The sequence below is a fragment of the Sinomicrobium oceani genome (genome assembly GCF_900119185.1).
Taxonomy (GTDB): Bacteria; Bacteroidota; Bacteroidia; order Flavobacteriales; family Flavobacteriaceae; genus Sinomicrobium; species Sinomicrobium oceani.
This window is the reverse complement of record NZ_FPJE01000007.1, coordinates 88020-106249: the sequence shown is the minus strand read 5'-3', so window position 1 is coordinate 106249 and position 18230 is coordinate 88020. Positions and strand designations below refer to the sequence as shown.

At 44.4% G+C, this 18230-nt stretch carries 15 protein-coding genes; 2 read left to right on the top strand and 13 right to left on the bottom strand.

Annotated features, from left to right (window positions below; genetic code table 11):
* Window positions 1–22 precede the first annotated feature (22 nt).
* Together BT112_RS07870 and BT112_RS07865 are read left to right on the top strand one after the other, a co-directional pair.
* Window positions 23–2263 carry a patatin-like phospholipase family protein gene (locus BT112_RS07870; protein ID WP_072316815.1) on the top strand — a complete coding sequence of 747 codons (2241 nt, stop codon included), beginning with the start codon at window positions 23–25 and terminating at the stop codon, window positions 2261–2263.
* A gap of 124 nt (window positions 2264–2387) precedes the next feature.
* Window positions 2388–2765, top strand: a complete 378-nt coding sequence (locus tag BT112_RS07865; protein WP_072316814.1) for a lysozyme inhibitor LprI family protein — start codon at window positions 2388–2390, stop codon at window positions 2763–2765.
* A 57-nt stretch (window positions 2766–2822) separates the two neighbouring features.
* On the opposite strand, the gene BT112_RS07860 is transcribed toward BT112_RS07865, so the two are convergent.
* The 13 genes from BT112_RS07860 to BT112_RS07800 all read right to left on the bottom strand — a co-directional run bounded on the left by BT112_RS07860 (window position 2823) and on the right by BT112_RS07800 (window position 17921).
* Entirely contained in the window at window positions 2823–4799 is a 1977-nt protein-coding gene (locus tag BT112_RS07860; protein WP_072316813.1) for a heavy metal translocating P-type ATPase, read from the bottom strand.
* Window positions 4800–4912: 113 nt separating this feature from the next.
* On the bottom strand, window positions 4913–5335 hold the full coding sequence (locus BT112_RS07855) for a Fur family transcriptional regulator (RefSeq protein WP_072316812.1): 423 nt from the start codon (window positions 5333–5335) through the stop codon (window positions 4913–4915).
* Between the two features lie 154 nt (window positions 5336–5489).
* Complete coding sequence (locus BT112_RS07850) at window positions 5490–5927, bottom strand: hypothetical protein (RefSeq protein ID WP_072316811.1); 438 nt, start codon at window positions 5925–5927, stop codon at window positions 5490–5492.
* 580 nt (window positions 5928–6507) lie between these two features.
* On the bottom strand, window positions 6508–6735 hold the full coding sequence (locus tag BT112_RS22205; RefSeq protein WP_217652341.1) for a class I lanthipeptide: 228 nt from the start codon (window positions 6733–6735) through the stop codon (window positions 6508–6510).
* Between the two features lie 104 nt (window positions 6736–6839).
* Window positions 6840–7100: a class I lanthipeptide gene (locus tag BT112_RS07840; protein ID WP_072316809.1), complete on the bottom strand. Its 261-nt coding sequence runs from the start codon at window positions 7098–7100 to the stop codon at window positions 6840–6842.
* Window positions 7101–7161: 61 nt separating this feature from the next.
* Window positions 7162–7908 (bottom strand): nucleotidyltransferase domain-containing protein, encoded by a 747-nt coding sequence (locus tag BT112_RS07835; protein ID WP_072316808.1) that lies wholly within the window; start codon window positions 7906–7908, stop codon window positions 7162–7164.
* A gap of 18 nt (window positions 7909–7926) precedes the next feature.
* Complete coding sequence (locus BT112_RS07830) at window positions 7927–8985, bottom strand: lanthionine synthetase LanC family protein (protein WP_072316807.1); 1059 nt, start codon at window positions 8983–8985, stop codon at window positions 7927–7929.
* A 173-nt stretch (window positions 8986–9158) separates the two neighbouring features.
* Complete coding sequence (locus BT112_RS07825; protein WP_245776997.1) at window positions 9159–12506, bottom strand: TonB-dependent receptor; 3348 nt, start codon at window positions 12504–12506, stop codon at window positions 9159–9161.
* Between the two features lie 213 nt (window positions 12507–12719).
* On the bottom strand, window positions 12720–14363 hold the full coding sequence (pgi, locus tag BT112_RS07820) for a glucose-6-phosphate isomerase (protein WP_072316806.1): 1644 nt from the start codon (window positions 14361–14363) through the stop codon (window positions 12720–12722).
* Window positions 14364–14484: 121 nt separating this feature from the next.
* A complete protein-coding gene (locus BT112_RS07815) occupies window positions 14485–14793 on the bottom strand; it encodes a GIY-YIG nuclease family protein (RefSeq protein ID WP_072316805.1) in 309 nt (102 codons plus the stop codon).
* Window positions 14794–14894: 101 nt separating this feature from the next.
* On the bottom strand, window positions 14895–16163 hold the full coding sequence (locus tag BT112_RS07810) for a M23 family metallopeptidase (protein ID WP_072316804.1): 1269 nt from the start codon (window positions 16161–16163) through the stop codon (window positions 14895–14897).
* 5 nt (window positions 16164–16168) lie between these two features.
* Window positions 16169–17131 carry a tryptophan 2,3-dioxygenase family protein gene (locus BT112_RS07805; RefSeq protein ID WP_072316803.1) on the bottom strand — a complete coding sequence of 321 codons (963 nt, stop codon included), beginning with the start codon at window positions 17129–17131 and terminating at the stop codon, window positions 16169–16171.
* A gap of 4 nt (window positions 17132–17135) precedes the next feature.
* Window positions 17136–17921 (bottom strand): DUF3108 domain-containing protein, encoded by a 786-nt coding sequence (locus tag BT112_RS07800; RefSeq protein ID WP_072316802.1) that lies wholly within the window; start codon window positions 17919–17921, stop codon window positions 17136–17138.
* Between the last annotated feature and the right edge of the window lie 309 nt (window positions 17922–18230).

Below are 18230 nucleotides of genomic sequence, written 5' to 3'. Positions count from 1 at the left end.
AGATGCTGTAAAGACCCGTGATATGAAAAAAAATATAATGCTGCTCCTCGTATTGTGCGTAACGTTCTGGGGAGGATATGCGCAAGATAAACGCCCTGAAGATGTAAAGGTCGGATTGGTGCTTAGCGGAGGTGGCGCCAAGGGACTGGCACATATCGGGGCGCTGAAGGTCATTGAAGAAGCGGGGGTGCGCATAGATTATATCGGAGGAACCAGTATGGGAGCTATTATCGGGGCGCTTTATGCTTCCGGATATTCGGCGAACCAACTGGACTCTATTTTTCGGGTAGTGAATTTTGACGAACTTATTCAGGATAACGTACCACGGTCCGCACGGCCGTTCTATGAAAAGGAAATTTCCGAGCGGTATGCACTCACCCTCCCTTTTGACAATTTTAAAATATCCTTTCCCAGAGCTCTTTCCCGCGGGCAGAATATTTACAACCTGTTGGTGAAATTGTTGTACACCACAAATAATGTAGAGGATTTCGGTAAACTTCCCATCCCGTTTTTCTGTATAGCAACCAATGTGGAAACGGGGGAGCCTGTGATACTCAACAAAGGGTATTTGCCTGAAGCTATCCTGGCGAGCGGATCTTTTCCTTCCCTCTTTAATCCCGTAGAGATAGGAGATGACGTGCTTATAGACGGAGGTGTTGTCAATAATTACCCTATCGAAGAGGTGAAAAAACTGGGGGCACAAAAAATTATCGGTATCGATGTACAGGATGCCCTGTCGGACAGGGACGAGCTCAGCGCGGCAACAGACATCCTGATGCAGATCAATAATTACAGGACGGTCAATGACATGAAGATAAAATCCAAGGAAACGGATATTTATATCAAACCGGACATCAAGGATTTTTCGGTAGTTTCGTTTGACCGGGGCCAGGTTATCATAGCTAATGGAGAGGCTGCAGCCCGTGAAAAAATGCAGCAACTCAAAAATCTGGCTGCCGAGCAGGCCTATGGTCCCAAACCACAACACCTCAAAGAAATAGACAGTATCGATATCAGTGGTCTTACGCTCCAGGGAAACGATAAATATTCCAGGGCCTACATCAAGGGGAAACTTCGTTTTACCACCTCGGGGAAGGTTTCTTTTCTGAAACTCAATCAGGGACTGGCCAACCTGGCAGCTACCAATAACTTCGAAAGTATACGGTACCAGTTTATCAAGGATAAAGACGATGATACATACAATATGCTGATGAAGCTGCAGGAGAACAAGAGAACCACGCTGCTGCGTTTTGGCCTGCATTACGACGGTCTGTATAAGAGTGCTGTATTACTGAATCTTACCAAGAAGCAATTCATGTTGGATGACGATGTACTGTCGTTGGATGTCGGGCTCGGGGATAACCTCCGGTATAACCTGGAATATTACCTGGATAAGGGATTTTACTGGAGTTTTGGGGTGAAATCGGCGTACAACAGGTTTGCGACTGATATCGCGGTAGATTTTTTACAGGAATCTACGCAGCAACCACCGGATGTAAACGGCCTTAACCAAATTGGTGTTAAACTATCCGACCTTACCAACCAGATGTATATGCAGACTGTTTTCCGGGAAGAGTTTTCGGTGGGGGCAGGACTGGAACACAAAAGGATAAAAATAGAATCGGAAACCATATCTCAGGAAAACAGCCGTAAATCCGTATTTGAGGACAGTGATTATTACAGCGCTTATAGCTTTATCAAGCTCGATACCTACGACAACAGGTACTATCCCAAACGGGGCCTGTATTTTGACGGGGACTATCATTTCTATTTTGCTTCTTCCGATTTCAATAAAACCTTTAGTGAGTTTTCGATGCTGAAGGCAAAGGCCGGAATGGCTACGACTGTCTTTTTACCGAATCTCGCACTGAATGTTACTGCAGAAGCAGGTGCCGTCCTGGGAGAAACCGGTGCGGAATCCTTGCAATACATCCTCGGAGGGTACGGGAATAAACAGATCAACAATTTCACCTCTTTTCTCGGATATGACTACATCAGTTTCGGGGGTAACAGTTATGTGAAGAGTGTTGCTACCCTTGACTATGAATTTCTCCGTAAGAACCACCTGAATTTTACGGTGAATTATGCCAACGCCGGCAATGATATTTTTGAACGGGGCGAATGGTTCGAGATACCCACGTACACGGGCTATGCCGTAGGCTACGGTCTGGAGACGTTCATCGGGCCTATCGAACTCAAATATTCCTGGTCGCCGGAGCGCGGTAAGGGATTGTGGTTTTTCAATCTCGGATTCTGGTTCTGATACTTACGGGTTTTAAGAATTTTCCTGCCTTCGTAATTCTTTGTATCTTATTCCGGGAAGAATAGCTGTAAGAGACAGGTGTTCTTTCCTGTGACTTATGTAAATCATTTTAAAATACATACTTATGAAGAAGATGCTGTTTTTGTTGTGTATAGCGGTAAGTACAACGTGTTTTTCACAGCCTGCACCCCAGGTTGAAGAGGCCTATAAAAATGCGGACAAGGAGCTGAACGATACATATCAGCAGATACTTGTAGTGTATAAATCCGATACGGCTTTTATCCGGAAACTGAAAAAGGCTCAGCATTTGTGGATCAGGTTTCGCGATGCGGAACTGGAGATGAAGTTTCCCGAGAAAAACAAGCAGGTCGCTTACGGGAGTGCTTATTCGACCTGTGCTATGGCATACCTGACCGAAATGGCCGAAGCCCGTACGGAAAAACTTAAAACCTGGATCAACGGGACAGAGGAGGGGGATGTCTGCCGTGGATCGGTACGATAACGCCGGGTATTTACAGATAGCGCCGGGATGATATCGTTATCGTCCGGGCCGGTACGGTTATCGTTTAAAAGCGAGTAAACGCAGTGCGTTGAATACGACGAGCAGTGTAGAGCCTTCGTGTATGGCTACGGTTGGCCCGATACCTGTAAAACCGATCATGGCGGAGGGGATCAGGAACAGTACGATCCCCAGGCTGATCAACAGGTTCTGACGGATGATCTGCCTGGATTTCCTGCTGAGGGCTATAACAAAAGGCAATTTGTCCAGCCTGTCATTCATCAGTGCGATATCTGCGGTTTCCAGCGCCACATCGGATCCTGCCGCTCCCATAGCTATTCCTACCGTGCTGTTAGCCATGGCCGGGGCATCATTAACTCCATCGCCTACCATAGCGATCTGTGCTTCCTTTTCCCGGAGCTTTTTCACGGCTTCTACTTTGTCTTCCGGAAGAAGATCTCCGTAAGCATCAGTAAGCCCTATCTGTGCTGCGATGGTATTGGCTACGTTCTGATTGTCACCCGTAAGCATGACCATACGGCGTATTCCGATGTTTTTGAGTTGTTGCAGTGTGTTTTTGGCTGTCTCCCTGGGCGTATCCATCAGGGTGAGTATGCCTAAAAACGTATCTCCTTTTCTGGCCAGCATGGTCGTATGTCCCTGCTCCTGGAATTCCCGGATTTTGCCTTTAATGTTTTTATCGAGGACGAGTTGCAGGTCGTCTTCAAACAAGGGCGGGTTTCCGATATAAACCGTCTCTCCCCGGTACTTTGCTTTTATTCCTTTTCCCTGAAGGGCTTCGATGTCGGAAGCTTCTTGAGTATCTGTGCCGGATTGTCCCGGCATGTTGTTAATATCCCTCGAGATGGCTCTGGCCAGGGGGTGGTCGCTTTGGCGCTCGACCGCCAGGACGGTGTTGAGGAAGTCGGTCCCGGAAACCCCTTCGAAAGGGATGGCATGGATCAGTTTCGGTTCTCCCCTGGTGAGTGTACCGGTTTTGTCAAAAGCTATGGCAGAAAGACTGCCGAGGTTCTCCAGGGCCTTCCCTCCTTTAATGAGTATTCCAGTCTGTGCGGCGCGTGCCACCCCACTCAGTACGGCACTCGGTGTGGAAATGGCAAGGGCACATGGGCTGGCAGCTACCAATACGGTCATGGCACGATAAAAACTTGCAGCAAACGGTTCGTCTATGACCAGAAAAGCAAAACAAAGCAATACCACCAGTACAACTACGGAAGGGACAAATATCCGCTCGAACTTTTTGGTGAATTGCTGTGTGGGTGATTTTTTCGTCTCGGCTTCACTGACCAGTGCCACAAGCCTGGAAAGGGTGGAGTCCGAAGAGAGTTTCAATACCCGGACCTCAAGGGCACTGTTACCGTTAATGGTTCCGCTGAACACTTTGCTCTCCTGTGGTACATGGGCAAAATCGGTGAGTTGTTCGTGTTGTGCGGCAGGGATTTTGTCCACGGGTATGCTTTCGCCGGTGATAGAGGCCTGGTTGACGCTGCTTTTTCCTTTCACTACCACACCGTCTGCTGCAATCTTGCTGTTGGGTTTTACAATGATGATATCCCCGATCTGTAATTGTTCTACCGGCACTTCCTCATTTTGCCGGTCTCTGCGGACAAGCGCTGTTTTCGGGCTGAGGTTTCCCAATGCCTTGATGGAGTTCCTGGCCTTGTTCATGGCATAATGTTCCAGAGCGTGTCCGAGACTGAAGAGAAATAACAAGAGACTTCCTTCGGCCCATTTGCCGAGAATAGCAGCGCCTATGGCTGCGACAAGCATCAGAAAGTCGATTTCGAATTCCTTTTTCTGTATTTTTTCGAAGGCTTCTTTTGCCGCGTAGAATCCCCCGAAAAAGTAGGCCGGTATATAGATGTAGAGACCATATCCGGTAAGGGTGGTAAACTTTTGCAGGAGGAATCCGACGAGTAATAAAATTCCGCAAAGCAATGAGAAGATCAGTTCTGTGTTTTTTCCGAAGATGCCTCCGTGATCATGGCTGCACCCGTTATGCTGATGAGACTCCATACATTTTATTTTAACCGTCCGGACACAGGAGGAGCGGACATTAATTTTAGTATCCGGGGTAAAATTACGGGTAATCTTATGTAACCCGGTTGCAAAGTCGGGCCCCGGGGAGTTTATCCGGAAGATTTACAGGAAGTGCATAGTCCTTTTATAATAACAGCCATACTGCTGAAGGTGTGATCGGAGGGAAAGTGGCTGAGGGATACCTTGGTATGGTCGAGGCAATGGGTGGCATCGCATTTTTCACAGACAAAATGCGGATGGGTATGCGTATGTTCTTCTGCCAGGCAAAACGGGCTGCACAATGCGTATTTAACGGCATCACCATTGGTGTCTATGGCGTGCAGGATGCCGTGCTTTTCAAAAGTTTTCAGGGTCCGGTATATGGTGGCTTTGTCTACGGTGTCGAGCAGGATCTGTAATTCGGTAAGGCTTTTGGCATTGGAGTCCTTGCAGAACTGTTCCAGGGTCAGTATCCTCACCGGGGTGGCCCGTACGCCTTTGTCTTCTATGCAGGATATCAATGTGTTTAGCATGAGATTTGGTTTTTGCCGGGGGACACCCCCTCTGCCTGCGGCCTCTCCCCCTGCAGGGGGAGAGGATTGTCTTTTTAAGACTACTATTTCATTATCTTCATTATCAAATTACCCCATTGGCACCCTTCGGTTGCGCTCAGTGTATAGCATTTTACTACATCCACTGCGACCAGGGGATTCTGCTGAGCAGGAGAATAAGGCCTATGGTGTAGAAAAAGGCTATTTTACCGAATTTCCCCTTGGCGCTTTCTACTTTTTTGTGTTTGGACCAACCTATGGTAATGAGGATTATGGCAAGTATATTGGTAAAAGGATGCTCAACGAGTAATAGTCTTGCGAGATCATTTTTCATAACACCTCCCGGACCGAGTTCTGACCATAACGAAAAACGGTCGGAAACAAAGTACAGTACAATACCGAGGAGCAATTGGATATGCGTGAAAATAAGGGCAAAAAGACTGATACGAAGGTCTTTCCCTATGATAAAAGGTTTACTGCTGAAATAGCCGATAATAGCATTGATTACAGCGATAACAAGCATAATAAGGGTTAGGTAAGCCCAGTACGAATGTAAGGTTTGAATGATCCCCATGTCTTAGTTTTTAAGTTTTCTCAAAAGTAGTGAATTTTAGGGAGAGTGGATGGTTTGATGTCCGTGAAGTGCGGTCTTTTAACGTACATTCGGGGTTGGACCACTTGTCTCTTTTTGCACCTTTTTATGGAAAAATCTGTTCGGTGTAAACAGCGTTGTGTTTATGGCCGTTTTGAGGGACTTCCGGATCAGGATTTCTACCTGTAGCAATACTTCTTCGGGATATGTCCGTCTTTACTATGCTTGGCTGTTGCAACCCGTTAAAGTATGGAAAGCATGCATTCGTCTCCCGACGTTTTTCACCAGTTTTTCATACGAAAGGTTGTAGATCGGGGGGAGCAACAACAGCGGGATCATCAAAAAGATATTATAAGCCGGAAATCTCTTATCGGAGTATGAACGGAGAAATTCATCTTTAAAATACGCCTGGTAGATCTCGCGGGGCAAAAGATGGGGCGGATGCCGGGAAAATAACTGTGAGGTTAGGGTGGAGGTCAGAGAATCCGTTGGGATCGGGCATGGGGGGAAGGATAAGGAGTACGAATCATAAGAGTGTCCGTACCCCTGTTTTTAAAGCTTTTCAGGTCCAGCCACAAGTCAGGTCACACATGGTATATTCTGTGTTCGGACATGGGCCGCAATAGGTATGATCGGTGGGGCACTCTCTGCAGGACATTTGATTGGTAGGGCATTCCTGTCTGGTGTCACATGCTTCTGTTGCTCCTCCTATGATTTGGTTTTGAGTTTTTAAATTAAGATTAGAGATCGTTTTTTTGTTCAGAGTAAGTTTTTTGATTTTTCGTTCCATATTTACGTGCTTAGTAGGTGAATTTCATTGTAGAGAAAAGGTTTACATACCTGCATTTTAGATATAAATTATATCGGAAAACACAGGTATGTAGAAAAATGATATCAGGTACCGCAAGCAAAAAGCTCGGTCTGACATCCCCATCCGGTCATTGGCTGACAGTTTCTGTCGGTAGGCCCGCCACATTGATAGGTATTGTCACATGGACCGCAGTAGGTGTGGTCTGTAGGACAATCGTTGTCCCGGCAGGTCTGACATAAAGAAGGATCGGAATTGTCGCCGCCCTTGATCTGATTTTGGGTTTGCAGGTTCAGGCTGGAAATCGTCTTTTTGTTCAGGGATAGCTTTTTAATTTTTTTCTTCATGATAAGAATTGATTTAAGGTTGATTTACAATATAGTAAAAAATATGAGATGTAGAGGTTATCTAATTGTTAATCATGGAGATCCTGAAGTTTTTGACGTCAATCCCGGGATAATTACCGATGATATATGCATAAAGTTCCTGATAGGAAGTCTTATTTATGGTATTTACGGCTTTGGTCCATAACTCGATAAATTCCCGGTCGGGAAATGAGGTGATCTGGTAAGCATCCGTAAAAGTGGTGGAGAAAAGAAATGCGGATAATTTGTGCCTGGATATAATTTCGGTACGTATTATTTCCGAATAGTTTTTGAGGGTTTCTTCGAGTGCATGGTAATAGTTCAGGACATAAAAGGGATCGCTTTCCGGGAGGCAGTCAATCTTATCGTAATCATACCATATTTTATAAAGGAGATACTTGATTTTGTCTTTATTCAGTTCGGGAAACTTTTTCTTCATAAGAAAATGAGCCTCCTTTTTGAGGTATTGAAGGCATTGATCCTTTTCATAAAGTATTTTTCCCAAAGCAAAGTTCCTGGCCTGAAACCGATTGGTCTGGTGTATTCCCAGGTGCATGGTCTGGTAAAAAACATATTCGGTATCTTCTCTGAAAGCGATAGTTTTTTTTCGGAAAGTAGTGACACCTGCCCGGTGCGTTTTGCCGGAAGTATTGTCGAAAACAATTCTCAAATCGATATCAGAATGTTCGGTTGGCATCCCGTATGCATAACTTCCGCATAATAGTATTCCGGAACATGCTTTATCATTACTCCACTCGGATAATATATAGGCTAAGATTTCGGGCTCCATAGGTGTATTGGTTTTTATTTAGATTATTCCGATGAGTGATTGGTCCATGGGGGGGATCAGGGCAAGTCCGATACCTGAGATCCCGTTTTCCAGCCCCGGTACCCCGTATTTGGAATTTAAAGAGGGCAGCAGCTTGGTATCGCACCAGAAGTTACTGTTTTTTTCAAGGAGTCTGAAAGCGGTTTCTTGATAAAAATACCGGTAGCGGTAAGCAATACCCCAATGGTCCCTGGCTATTCCCGACTGATAAAAAAAGTCGTGATTTTTGTCTTTATTATAGGTGTTGTATTTAAGGATGATACATGCCAGTCGTCTCCAATAGGTGTTTTTGCATATTTTCGCGGCTTCCCATAGTGCGTGGGCCATGTTGAGATCCAGGCTTACGGTGCGCCCATCCGAAGAGTCCCGGAGTGGGAAAAAGGTGTTTTTATCGGTAAACAGGGAAAGAGAAATGACGATGTTAGCGAGTATGAATGTTATTAGTGCTTTGCTTTTCTGTTCCTGAATACCCAAACGTACACATGTACAGAGAAACAGAATAGCGGGGGCAGTTTCCGGACTTTGAAAAGGGGTGTTTCCGGCATTCATAAAGTCCGGGATGATATGGTTCAGATGATTTACCACTGCTTCCAGGACAGGCTTTATATCACCGGATTTTTTCAGTCTCGGAAAAAGATAATGGCTCGTTTGAAATATCCTGGTATTAAAACCCGCAAGATCTTGTAACGTGCCGGTTTTTTGGTGGATGTCGCTGGTAATGATGCGGTCAAATTGCCTCAGTATATCGGTAAGTTCTTCCTGATCCAGTAACCGGTGTTCTCCCAGGTGTTGCAATAACCATCCGAAGCCCACAAGACCGTTACGGAATGATGTGGAAAGGGGTTCTTTTTCCAGGATCATAAAATTTTGGTCGAGGAGCTCATTTATCTTTTCATGACAGGATTCATCTCCTGTTTTCAGATAGGAGGTGGCGAGAAAAAGTATTCTCCCCGAATTTCCGGTAGCGAGGGAGATATCTTTTTTATCGGGAGTCGAATTTATTATAGCATCAGTAATGGTTTGTAGGATCGGAGGCATTTATCATGTTTTTTTAAAGGTAGAAAGATTGTGTGAAATAAAAAAAGAGAGGCTGTCTCAAAGTGAAGACAGCCTCTTTTTTATTCGGATAGAAATCTGAGAAAAATCTCAAAATACGTAATATCTCAGAGAGTGATAAATTTTTTAGGCACCCTCAAACTTTGATATTGAGATTAGTTAAACTTATACCTGACACCTACTTGTAATTGCCAGGTTTCATTAAAGTTATAGTTGTAATCGTAAGATCGTGTTGGGTAATCTCCGCTAACTGTCGGGAAGGAGAAGGTTGGCTCGTTGTTGTCATTTACTCCTTCATACGTTAGGATAGCACTATTATTGGAAATGTTATTTGTTTTTCTGACACCCCATTGGCTATTGATGAGGTTTCCAACATTAATAAAGTCTAAGCTAATTTGCAAGGTATTTGTAGACTCACCAATATTGAAGTAATACTCCCGCAATAATCTAAGGTCAAATTTGTGAACCCAGGGCGCACGGGCTGCATAGGCTTCAGCGTATTTACCTTTGTTATTTTTCAGGTATCTGTCCTGTTCCATAAAGTTGAAAAAGGCATCTTCATCCTCCTGGCTAACGAAGTTAATGTCTCCTCTTCCGCTTGGAATATAGATCAAATCTGCTCCGATACCATCTCCGTTCATATCGTTAGTATAGATATAGCTGTTTCCGTAAGGAGAATATCCGGAATAGAACAAACTAACAAATGTAGATGATTTTAAGAAGTCATTAGACCATGGTAATCTATAGGATGCAGAAGCGATAACCCTGCTTGGTACCACATATTGTGAACGTTGAAGTGCCGGCAAGTGAGGTCCGTCTACCTGAATAAGTCCGGTATAGGCAGAACCCGCGTTACTACCAGGCATACCTGAGATCTCTTTAGATTCGGTATAGGTATAGGAGGCCATTAAATTCAAGTCTTCTACCGGCTGGGCGTTTAACGTAATGTTTCCTATTGCACCCCAACCTTTACTGGTGTTTGACAGCATGTATGCCGCTCTGTCCTGATATGAAATATCGGAACTTGAAGGATAAATATATCGGTTATCGGGTCCGTTAAAACGGTTCCAGGAATCGTCCGGTTGCATCAGGTTATAATTCTTAAGCATTACACCGTTTAAAGTTTTGGTGTAAATACCTTCTAAAGTAACTGAAAATGGGAATTCAGTAGGAATTTGATAATCAAAAGCCAAAGAGGTTTTCCATACTTGTGGCATTTTGAAATTAGGGTCCACACCATTTATGTCACGTGGCAAAGCACCATCTTCAGGGGTAATGGTATTAGGTAATCCTAATCTATCTATCATCTCACTTACATCTGTCATCATTGGTCCTGCCAACTCTTCCAGGACAGGATTTGAAATGGCGACTCCATTACTATCATAGGTAGTTGTAGCGGCATAACTTCCTTGTACCATACCGGAGTTGGTTGGCATATTGGTGAAGAATACCAAGGGCAATCTTCCGGAGAAGATACCAGTTCCACCTCGGAGTTTCATAGACTGGTCTCCTTTGATGTCCCAGATAAATCCGGCCCTTGGCGAGAACTGAACATTGCCTTTCGGCCAACGACCTGTGTCTATACGTCTACCTCCGAAATCTAAATCGTAGATGGCATTGTTTCTGATGAGGTTATCCTCATATTTCAAATAATCTGCACGAAGTCCTACGGAGAGTTTGAATTTGCTGTTTATATCCCATTCATCTTGCAGATACGCTCCAAACTGGTTAAAAGCAACCTCTGCAGCAGGATTCGTTTCTCCGTTATAGCCGTAAGTTAAAGCGAAATCTCTTGGAGCGGCTTGGTTAAGGAAATCATCCAGACTGGCATATCGGTAATATCCGGTACCGTTTCTCATATAAGAGTTGTTTGCCATCTGATGCTCATAACTCAAACCTGCAGTAATTTTGTGATTGTCCGCGTAATAAGTAAGGTTGTCGATGAAGGTTAACGTATTGTTGTTTACGGCATTATTCCAGGTAAATAATTCATAACCTGCAGAGATATAAGGCTCTAAAATCTGATTGCCTTCGTCGTCCAATCCGTTCATAATATCTATGAAGGGAAAAGGCGAAGAGTTTGTGCCACGGGCATCTTCTATTTTAGAATAGGTGGCCAAAAACTGATTCGAAATCTTGTCTGAGAATCTACTGTTTAAATCAAAGGATATGGAGTTCACAATATTATTCATCGAGTACGTAGAATTGGAGAACGCCATGGAGTATTGTGAGATACGATCCGCGTTTCTGTTTCGGTACCCGGCATCTGTGGAGTTTCCGTTAGTAGCGTTCCATCCCTCGTTTTTAGTGTAGTTGTAACGCACACTCAATTTGTGGGCATCGCTGATGTTCCAGTCCAAACGAATCAACAGTTTTTTATTGGTTTCGTCTGCAGGATAGCTGTCGTAGGATCCGGGATCGTAACCGTAATTAGATATCAAATGGTCTTTTACGGCCTGCATATCGGCAATACTGGCACGTGAACGCATCAAATCCAGGTTCGCAACTCCGTCTTCAGAAGGTCTCCAGTTCACTACTTGCCCGGGTACTTTTACGGTTTCAGCATTGACAAAAAAGAACAATTTATCTTTTACAATAGGTCCTCCGAAAGTGGCGCCAATAGTGGTTGTAGAGGCTTCCGGACGTTCTCCAAAGTCGGTATCACCAATTCTGTTACCGCGCATATCCTGGTTGGTATACAAGGTGTAAGCAGAACCTTTAAAGGTATTGGTTCCTGACTTTGTAATTGCATTGATCCCTCCGCCAATAAAGTTGGTCTGACGCACATCGAATGGGGAAACCACGACCTGAACTTCTTCAATAGCGTCTAAGGAAATAGGATTTCCACCACCTGGCAAGCTGGAACTCAAACCAAAGTTGTTGTTGAAGTTAGCACCATCTACAGTAAAGTTGGTTGAGCGCCCATCTCCACCGGACATACTCATACCGTTGGCATATGGAGAAACACGAGCCATGTCTGCAATACTCCTGCTGATAGTTGGCAGCGCATTCATTTGCTCGTTAGAGATGTTGGTCGCAGCTCCGGTCTTTTGAGCTGAAAACTTTCCTCTCTTTGCGGTGACAAGCACCTGGTCTAACTCCATGCTTTCCTCAGTCAAAACCACATTATGGACAAAGGATACACCCAGCCCGATGGTTATGTTTTTGGTTACATTGGTGCCATAACCCATGTAGGATACCTCTACGGTGTATGGTCCGCCAACACGCATTCCGGGCAGTGTATAACGACCATCTTCACTGGTAACGGCCCCATAAGTGGTTCCGGAAGGTGTATGCGTTGCAACAACGGATGCACCCATCAGGGGACCGAGATCATCTGTAACCTGTCCGTTAATACTGGACGTAGTTACCTGTGCAATAGCAGCAGTAGACGCGAGAAGGGCGAAAACCACTGTGAAAAACCCATTGAAAATTGTTTTCATCTGTGTTAAATAAATTTGATTTAGCTGTGCAAAATTGACATTTATAAAATGATTCAACATTAAGTAAATGTTAAATGTTTTAACAATGCGATTCTTTAACTATACAAAGCAAAAATAGCCATAAAACCAGTGTGATTGGTTCTCAGATATTTAATTTTTACACCTATTTATTAACAGTATTTTATGAAACAGGATTACAACCGGAAATAAAAACCCCGGTTATTTTAAGATAACCGGGGCTGATGTTGATATCCAGGTGCTTACTCCGAAGGGTCAGGATTTGTTTTTAAAGTACGTCAGTAATTGAGTGGTAGAGCTGTCATGCGGGGCCATAGTGCTGTTCTGTATATCGTTCAGGATGGTATTGGCGAGTTGTTTGCCGAGTTCCACACCCCACTGATCATAACTGAAGATATTCCAGATGACGCCCTGTACGAAGATCTTGTGTTCATACATGGCGATGAGGGCACCGAGGCTTTCCGGCGTGAGTTTGTCTACGAGGATCGTATTGGTCGGCTTATTGCCTTCGAATACCTTAAAGGGCAGTAGCGCTTTGATCTCATCTTCCCCGGTATTTTTAGCCTGGAGTTCGGCAATGACCTCTTCATCGGTCTTGCCCTGAAGTAAGGCCTCGGTCTGGGCGAAGAAATTGGCCATTAGCTTATTGTGATGATCCTGGTCTCCGTGCAGGGCATGTACAAAGCCTATAAAATCGGCCGGGATCAGTTTTGTCCCCTGGTGGATCAGCTGAAAGAAAGCGTGTTGCGAATTGGTTCCGGGTTCTCCCCAGATAATACTGCCTGTCTGGTAATCGACCCGGTTCCCGGTGCGGTCCACACTTTTCCCGTTACTTTCCATAATACCTTGCTGGAGATAGGCGGAAAACCTGCTCAGGTATTGGGTGTAAGGGATAATGGCTTCACTTTCGGCCTGGTAAAAGTTGTTGTACCACGTGGCGATAAGGCCAAGCATAACGGGGATGTTTTCTCTGAAGTCTGCAGTTTTGAAATGTTCGTCCATGGCATGGGCGCCCTGCAATAGTTTGTCGAAATTGTCATATCCCACGGCAAGGGCAATGGAAAGGCCTACGGCACTCCATAAAGAAAAGCGGCCACCAACCCAGTCCCACATAGGAAATACGTTGTCATCGGCAATCCCGAAGGCCGCGATTTGGGGAAGATTGGTAGATACGGCTACAAAATGCCTGGCTACATCCTCCTGTTTAGCATGTTTTAAAAACCAGTTCTTAATCGTTGTAGCATTGCTCAGGGTCTCCTGCGTGGTGAACGTTTTCGAAACGATTACGAATAGTGTAGTTTCGGGATCCAGGTTTTTCAGGGTCTCGTGTACGTGGTCACCATCGACATTACTTACAAAATGTACATGGAGATGGTTTTGGTAATAGGTAAGGGCCTCTGTCACCATGGCGGGACCAAGGTCGGAACCGCCTATCCCTATGTTGACCACATCGGTGAATGCTTTGCCCGTATATCCTTTTTGCGCCCCCGAGATGATCTGCTCCGAAAAGGCTTTGATCTTGTTTTTAACGGCAAATACTTCCGGCATAACATTGGTTCCGGCTACTTTGATATCCGTATTTTTCCCTGCCCGGAGCGCCGTATGAAGGACTGCCCGTTTTTCGGTTTCGTTGATCGTGTCCCCGGCAAAATATTTGCCTATGGCTTCTTTCAGTCCAACTTCTTCGGCGAGGGAGAGCAGCAGGTCTGTAGTTTCTCCGGTGATCCGGTTTTTGGAATAATCAACGTAAAAGTCCTTCCATTGTATGGTAAAAGCGGAAGCTCTTTCGGGGTCTTCGTTAAAATAACCTTTCATTTCCGAATGCTCCGTAGCATTAAAGTGTTCCGTGAGTTTTTTCCAGGCTTCGGTTTGTGTAGGGTTTATTTTTGGTAGTGGCATTTTATGTGTTGTTATTTGTTAATGTGTTTTAATAGAGTGGGCAGGAAAAATGCTTTTAGCTTTTGCTGAGGTTCTTCGCTTCGCTCAGAATGACTGGTAATGGCATTTTATACATAATGTTTTAATCTATTTTATCATTCAAAAATTCCCATTCCGGGTTGAAGTTGTTTATCAGGTTTTCTTTTTTTTCTCTTCGCCATCCTTTCAGCTCCTTTTCTCTTTTTATCGCTTTTATGATAGAATCGAAATGTTCCCAATAGATTAAATAAAAGCATCTGTACCTTGCTGTAAAGGCCGTACTATTGGTGTCTGTGTTCTTGTGGTAATAAAGGCGTGTTTTTAAGTTGTTGGTGACACCTATGTAAAGGACTGTTTTTTTTCTGTTAGTCAGAATGTATACATAGTAATTATGACTTCGCAGCGTTTTCACAGAGGATGCATTTTTAGTTGTTCATAATCATGTCATTCCGACTTTAGGAGGGATCTCACAATAGCAGAAAGTTTGTTTATCCGCAGCTATTTATCACCCCACTACTCCGCAGAAGTAATGAATTCTTCCTGTTCGTCGTCAAACAGTATGCTGTCCAATCGTAACTGTAAAGGTCTTATATAGGCGAGGTATCCTTCTTTGAGTTCTTTTCTGATGGGTTCCGCAGATGGCAGGTCCTGCTTGTAAGGGTCCACCTGTTTTCCGTTTTTCCAGAACCGGTAGCAAACATGAGGCCCGGTAGCGAGTCCGGTACTCCCTACGTATCCTATAACTTGTCCCTGTGTTACATGCTGTCCAACTTTTACGGCCCTTTTCGACATGTGTAGGTATTGTGTTTCGTAAGTGCTGTTGTGACGGAGTTTTACATAGTTTCCGTTTCCGGAAGTGTACCCGGATTTGGTTACCGTACCGTTGGCGGTTGCTTTTATAGGGGTTCCGTGCGGTGCGGCGTAGTCTGTACCGAGGTGTGATTTCCATCGTTTTTGAACGGGATGAAAACGTCTCATGGTATAGCGGGAAGAAATCCGGCTGTACTCCAGCGGGGCTTTCAGGAATGCCCTTCGCAGCGTATTGGCTTCATGGTCGTAATAATCACTGATGCCATTTACGGAATCGGTCTGGAATTTAAAAGAATAAAAAGGCTTGTTATTATGCTCAAAATAGGCGGCTTTGAGGTTGCCTATACCGGCATAGATGGTATCGTCTATATACTTTTCTTCGTAAATGACCTTAAACCGGTCACCGCGTTGCAGCCGGAAGAAGTCTACGGTCCATGCGTAAATGTTAGAGAGGTCGTATGCCACCTGGTAATCTATGTTCTTGGATATGATCGCTTCGGAAAGCGAGCTGGTTATGACTCCGGAGGCTTCCCGTTCTACGATGGTCACCGGTTTCTTCTCCTTGTATGCCTGTATGGAATCTGCAAAACGGATCACTACATAATCCACACTATTGGGTTGATAGATAAAACATTCCGGAGTCTGCAGGGAGTCTTTGCTGCATAGCAGGGTGTATGGTTTTCCGACGCGTAGCCCCCTGACGATATCGAAGGTGTCTTTGGCTATTTCGGCTATCTTGTACACTTTGGCGTAGTCGATGTTGTTTTTTGCGAGAATCTCACCAAAACTGTCTCCCGACTTTATGGTGTCCCTGCGAACGATGTAGTTGTTGAGATTAAAACCAAACTCTTTGATTTCGATGGGCTTTAATACTTCTCTTTGAGCTGTTTTTACAGCGCTTTCCTCTTCTTTTTCCTTTTTGCAGGCTACGACGGTAATAGCCAGTGCAACTAAAAGTACCTTCTTGAGCATTAAACTTATTTGTTTTCCGGATTAAACATATGTGCTACCCATTCTTTCCCCCAGTCGGATTTTTCTTCCCGGTTCCAAATTTCAGGAAAAAAGATGACTTTCTGAAAACTTGGAGGTAAATAATCTCTCCAATTTGTTCCACCCGAGGCCTCTATGGTGTTATTATCTTTTCTCAGGTATCGGTATGCCGATCCCAGGTGCATCAATGGCCAGTTGACATTGGCGTTGACGTCCAGCGCTTTCATGGCTTCTGTAAGCGCGGGGTTTTCTTTTTCTCTCCCGGGAAGCTGCTGATATTTCTGGTATATAGTACTGTTTTTTACTTCGTTGGCAATACGCATAAACCTTGGGGTATATCGATATTCGAATTGTTTCAGCGTTAGCGTTTTTTCTCCGGTATCCTTATCAGTGGCTCCTTTTTTCCAATAGATATTTTCATATAGCGTATCCATGGGGGTGCCTTCGTCATACAGGTGTCTTACCGAAGAATGGACCAGGTTTTCGAGTGGAGTAGCGTACAATTCGATCATGCGGTATTGTGCAGACTGGAATCCGCTTGCAGGTAGAAGCGACATGCGGTATTGCAGAAACTGCTCGGGCTCCATGCCGTTGATCATCACTTCAAACGAAGTGATGAGGGCCTTGAAATACCGATTGATACGATCGATCTTTGTAATAAAGAAAGAAGCGGTCTGAAGCTTATCATCAATGATCTGTTTCTGTTCGTGGATAATGAGTTTAAAGTACAACTCGGTAATCTGGTGATACATGATGAAGATCTCTTCATCGGGAAAATGGGTTCGCGGTATTTGAAGGCTGAGCAGGGTGTCGAGGTGAATATAATCCCAATACGTGAGATAACGCTGGTGCAACAGGCCGTCGAGATAGGCCCCAAGATCCTGACCGGAATTTTTGTATTTGGCTTCTAACTGATGTATCCTTTCGGCAATTTCCGGTTTTATTTCCATGGTGTTAATCAACTTCTACTTTGAACTGATGTTTGAGCCCCCGGAAGGCTTCAAGGTCTGCTTTAATAGAACCGACCCTCAGATCTGCCTTTATACGCATGGGAAGCTTGTTATCGTCATCCGATACCCATAAGGTCAAGCTGCCTTTCTCCTTAAAAACCCTTCCTGCCTGTACATAAGGTCGGAACTTTGTACAGGAAATTTTGCCAAATTTAGTTTTTAAAACCTCTTTACCCAAGAACTTGAGCTTAAATTTAAAGCTTTCGTCGTCATCGAACAGCAAATCGAGTTCGGTCTCGTCCCCGACCTTCAGATTTTCGGTTTTATAATGGTTCCGGAGGTAGTACACCGCAGATAAAAGGTCTTGTATGTCCTTGTTTATCGGGATCGTAGTTGTTTTCTTATGTTTTTTATTGTTTACAACAGCCTGGTTGCTGGTATAATCGAAATTGATCTCCATATTTTTGGTATATCCGCCTTCGTCTATCTGCCGGATAAACCTGTATGGTCTGCCGTCTTTTTTGTCGAAATAGCTTTCGTAGGTGTCATCGACCTTAAAAAACAGTCGTGCAAGACCCGTGGTACGGCCTTTGCCTACGACATGAAATACGGATCTACCATTAACACTGCCTTCTTTGAGTTCCATGGTCGCGTAGCTGGCATTAAAAATGCCATAGTGTACACGGTATTGTAACCATTCGCCGGTAGTGAATGCATTTCCGGAATTCCCCTGTCCGTGGAGGTTTGTAATAAGATAAAAAAGTATGGAAGTAAAAAGAATTTTTTTCATCGTTGCTTTAATAATATCGTAAAAATAATAAATTGTAGCTATTCAAGCCCGATAGCCTGATAGTTATTAAACAGTCTGATAATTAAAAAATTGTAAATCCGCGGGTAAATTAGGGACGGAACATGTGATGAAATCAAGAAATTCCCTGGGATTTGGGGCAATGAGGTATTTGGTCATTGGGTTGATCTGGTCCGGGATGACCTGGTCGTCAGGTTATTCGGACAGGATTTTGACTATTTGTCACCGCTGTGTCTTGTGAAATTATTCTGTAAATGGGCGTGAAGTTGTCCGGGGATTACGGTTTTCGAA

Coding starts and splice junctions, on each gene's coding strand:
- BT112_RS07870 (WP_072316815.1), top strand. CDS start 23: ATGAAAAAAAATATAATGCTGCTCCTCGTATTGTGCGTAACGTTCTGG.
- BT112_RS07800 (WP_072316802.1), bottom strand. CDS start 17,921: ATGAAAAAAATTCTTTTTACTTCCATACTTTTTTATCTTATTACAAAC.
- BT112_RS07805 (WP_072316803.1), bottom strand. CDS start 17,131: ATGGAAATAAAACCGGAAATTGCCGAAAGGATACATCAGTTAGAAGCC.
- BT112_RS07840 (WP_072316809.1), bottom strand. CDS start 7,100: ATGAAGAAAAAAATTAAAAAGCTATCCCTGAACAAAAAGACGATTTCC.
- BT112_RS07825 (WP_245776997.1), bottom strand. CDS start 12,506: ATGTTGAATCATTTTATAAATGTCAATTTTGCACAGCTAAATCAAATT.
- BT112_RS07810 (WP_072316804.1), bottom strand. CDS start 16,163: ATGCTCAAGAAGGTACTTTTAGTTGCACTGGCTATTACCGTCGTAGCC.
- BT112_RS07850 (WP_072316811.1), bottom strand. CDS start 5,927: ATGGGGATCATTCAAACCTTACATTCGTACTGGGCTTACCTAACCCTT.
- BT112_RS22205 (WP_217652341.1), bottom strand. CDS start 6,735: ATGGAACGAAAAATCAAAAAACTTACTCTGAACAAAAAAACGATCTCT.
- BT112_RS07855 (WP_072316812.1), bottom strand. CDS start 5,335: ATGCTAAACACATTGATATCCTGCATAGAAGACAAAGGCGTACGGGCC.
- BT112_RS07865 (WP_072316814.1), top strand. CDS start 2,388: ATGAAGAAGATGCTGTTTTTGTTGTGTATAGCGGTAAGTACAACGTGT.
- BT112_RS07860 (WP_072316813.1), bottom strand. CDS start 4,799: ATGGAGTCTCATCAGCATAACGGGTGCAGCCATGATCACGGAGGCATC.
- pgi (WP_072316806.1), bottom strand. CDS start 14,363: ATGCCACTACCAAAAATAAACCCTACACAAACCGAAGCCTGGAAAAAA.
- BT112_RS07835 (WP_072316808.1), bottom strand. CDS start 7,908: ATGGAGCCCGAAATCTTAGCCTATATATTATCCGAGTGGAGTAATGAT.
- BT112_RS07830 (WP_072316807.1), bottom strand. CDS start 8,985: ATGCCTCCGATCCTACAAACCATTACTGATGCTATAATAAATTCGACT.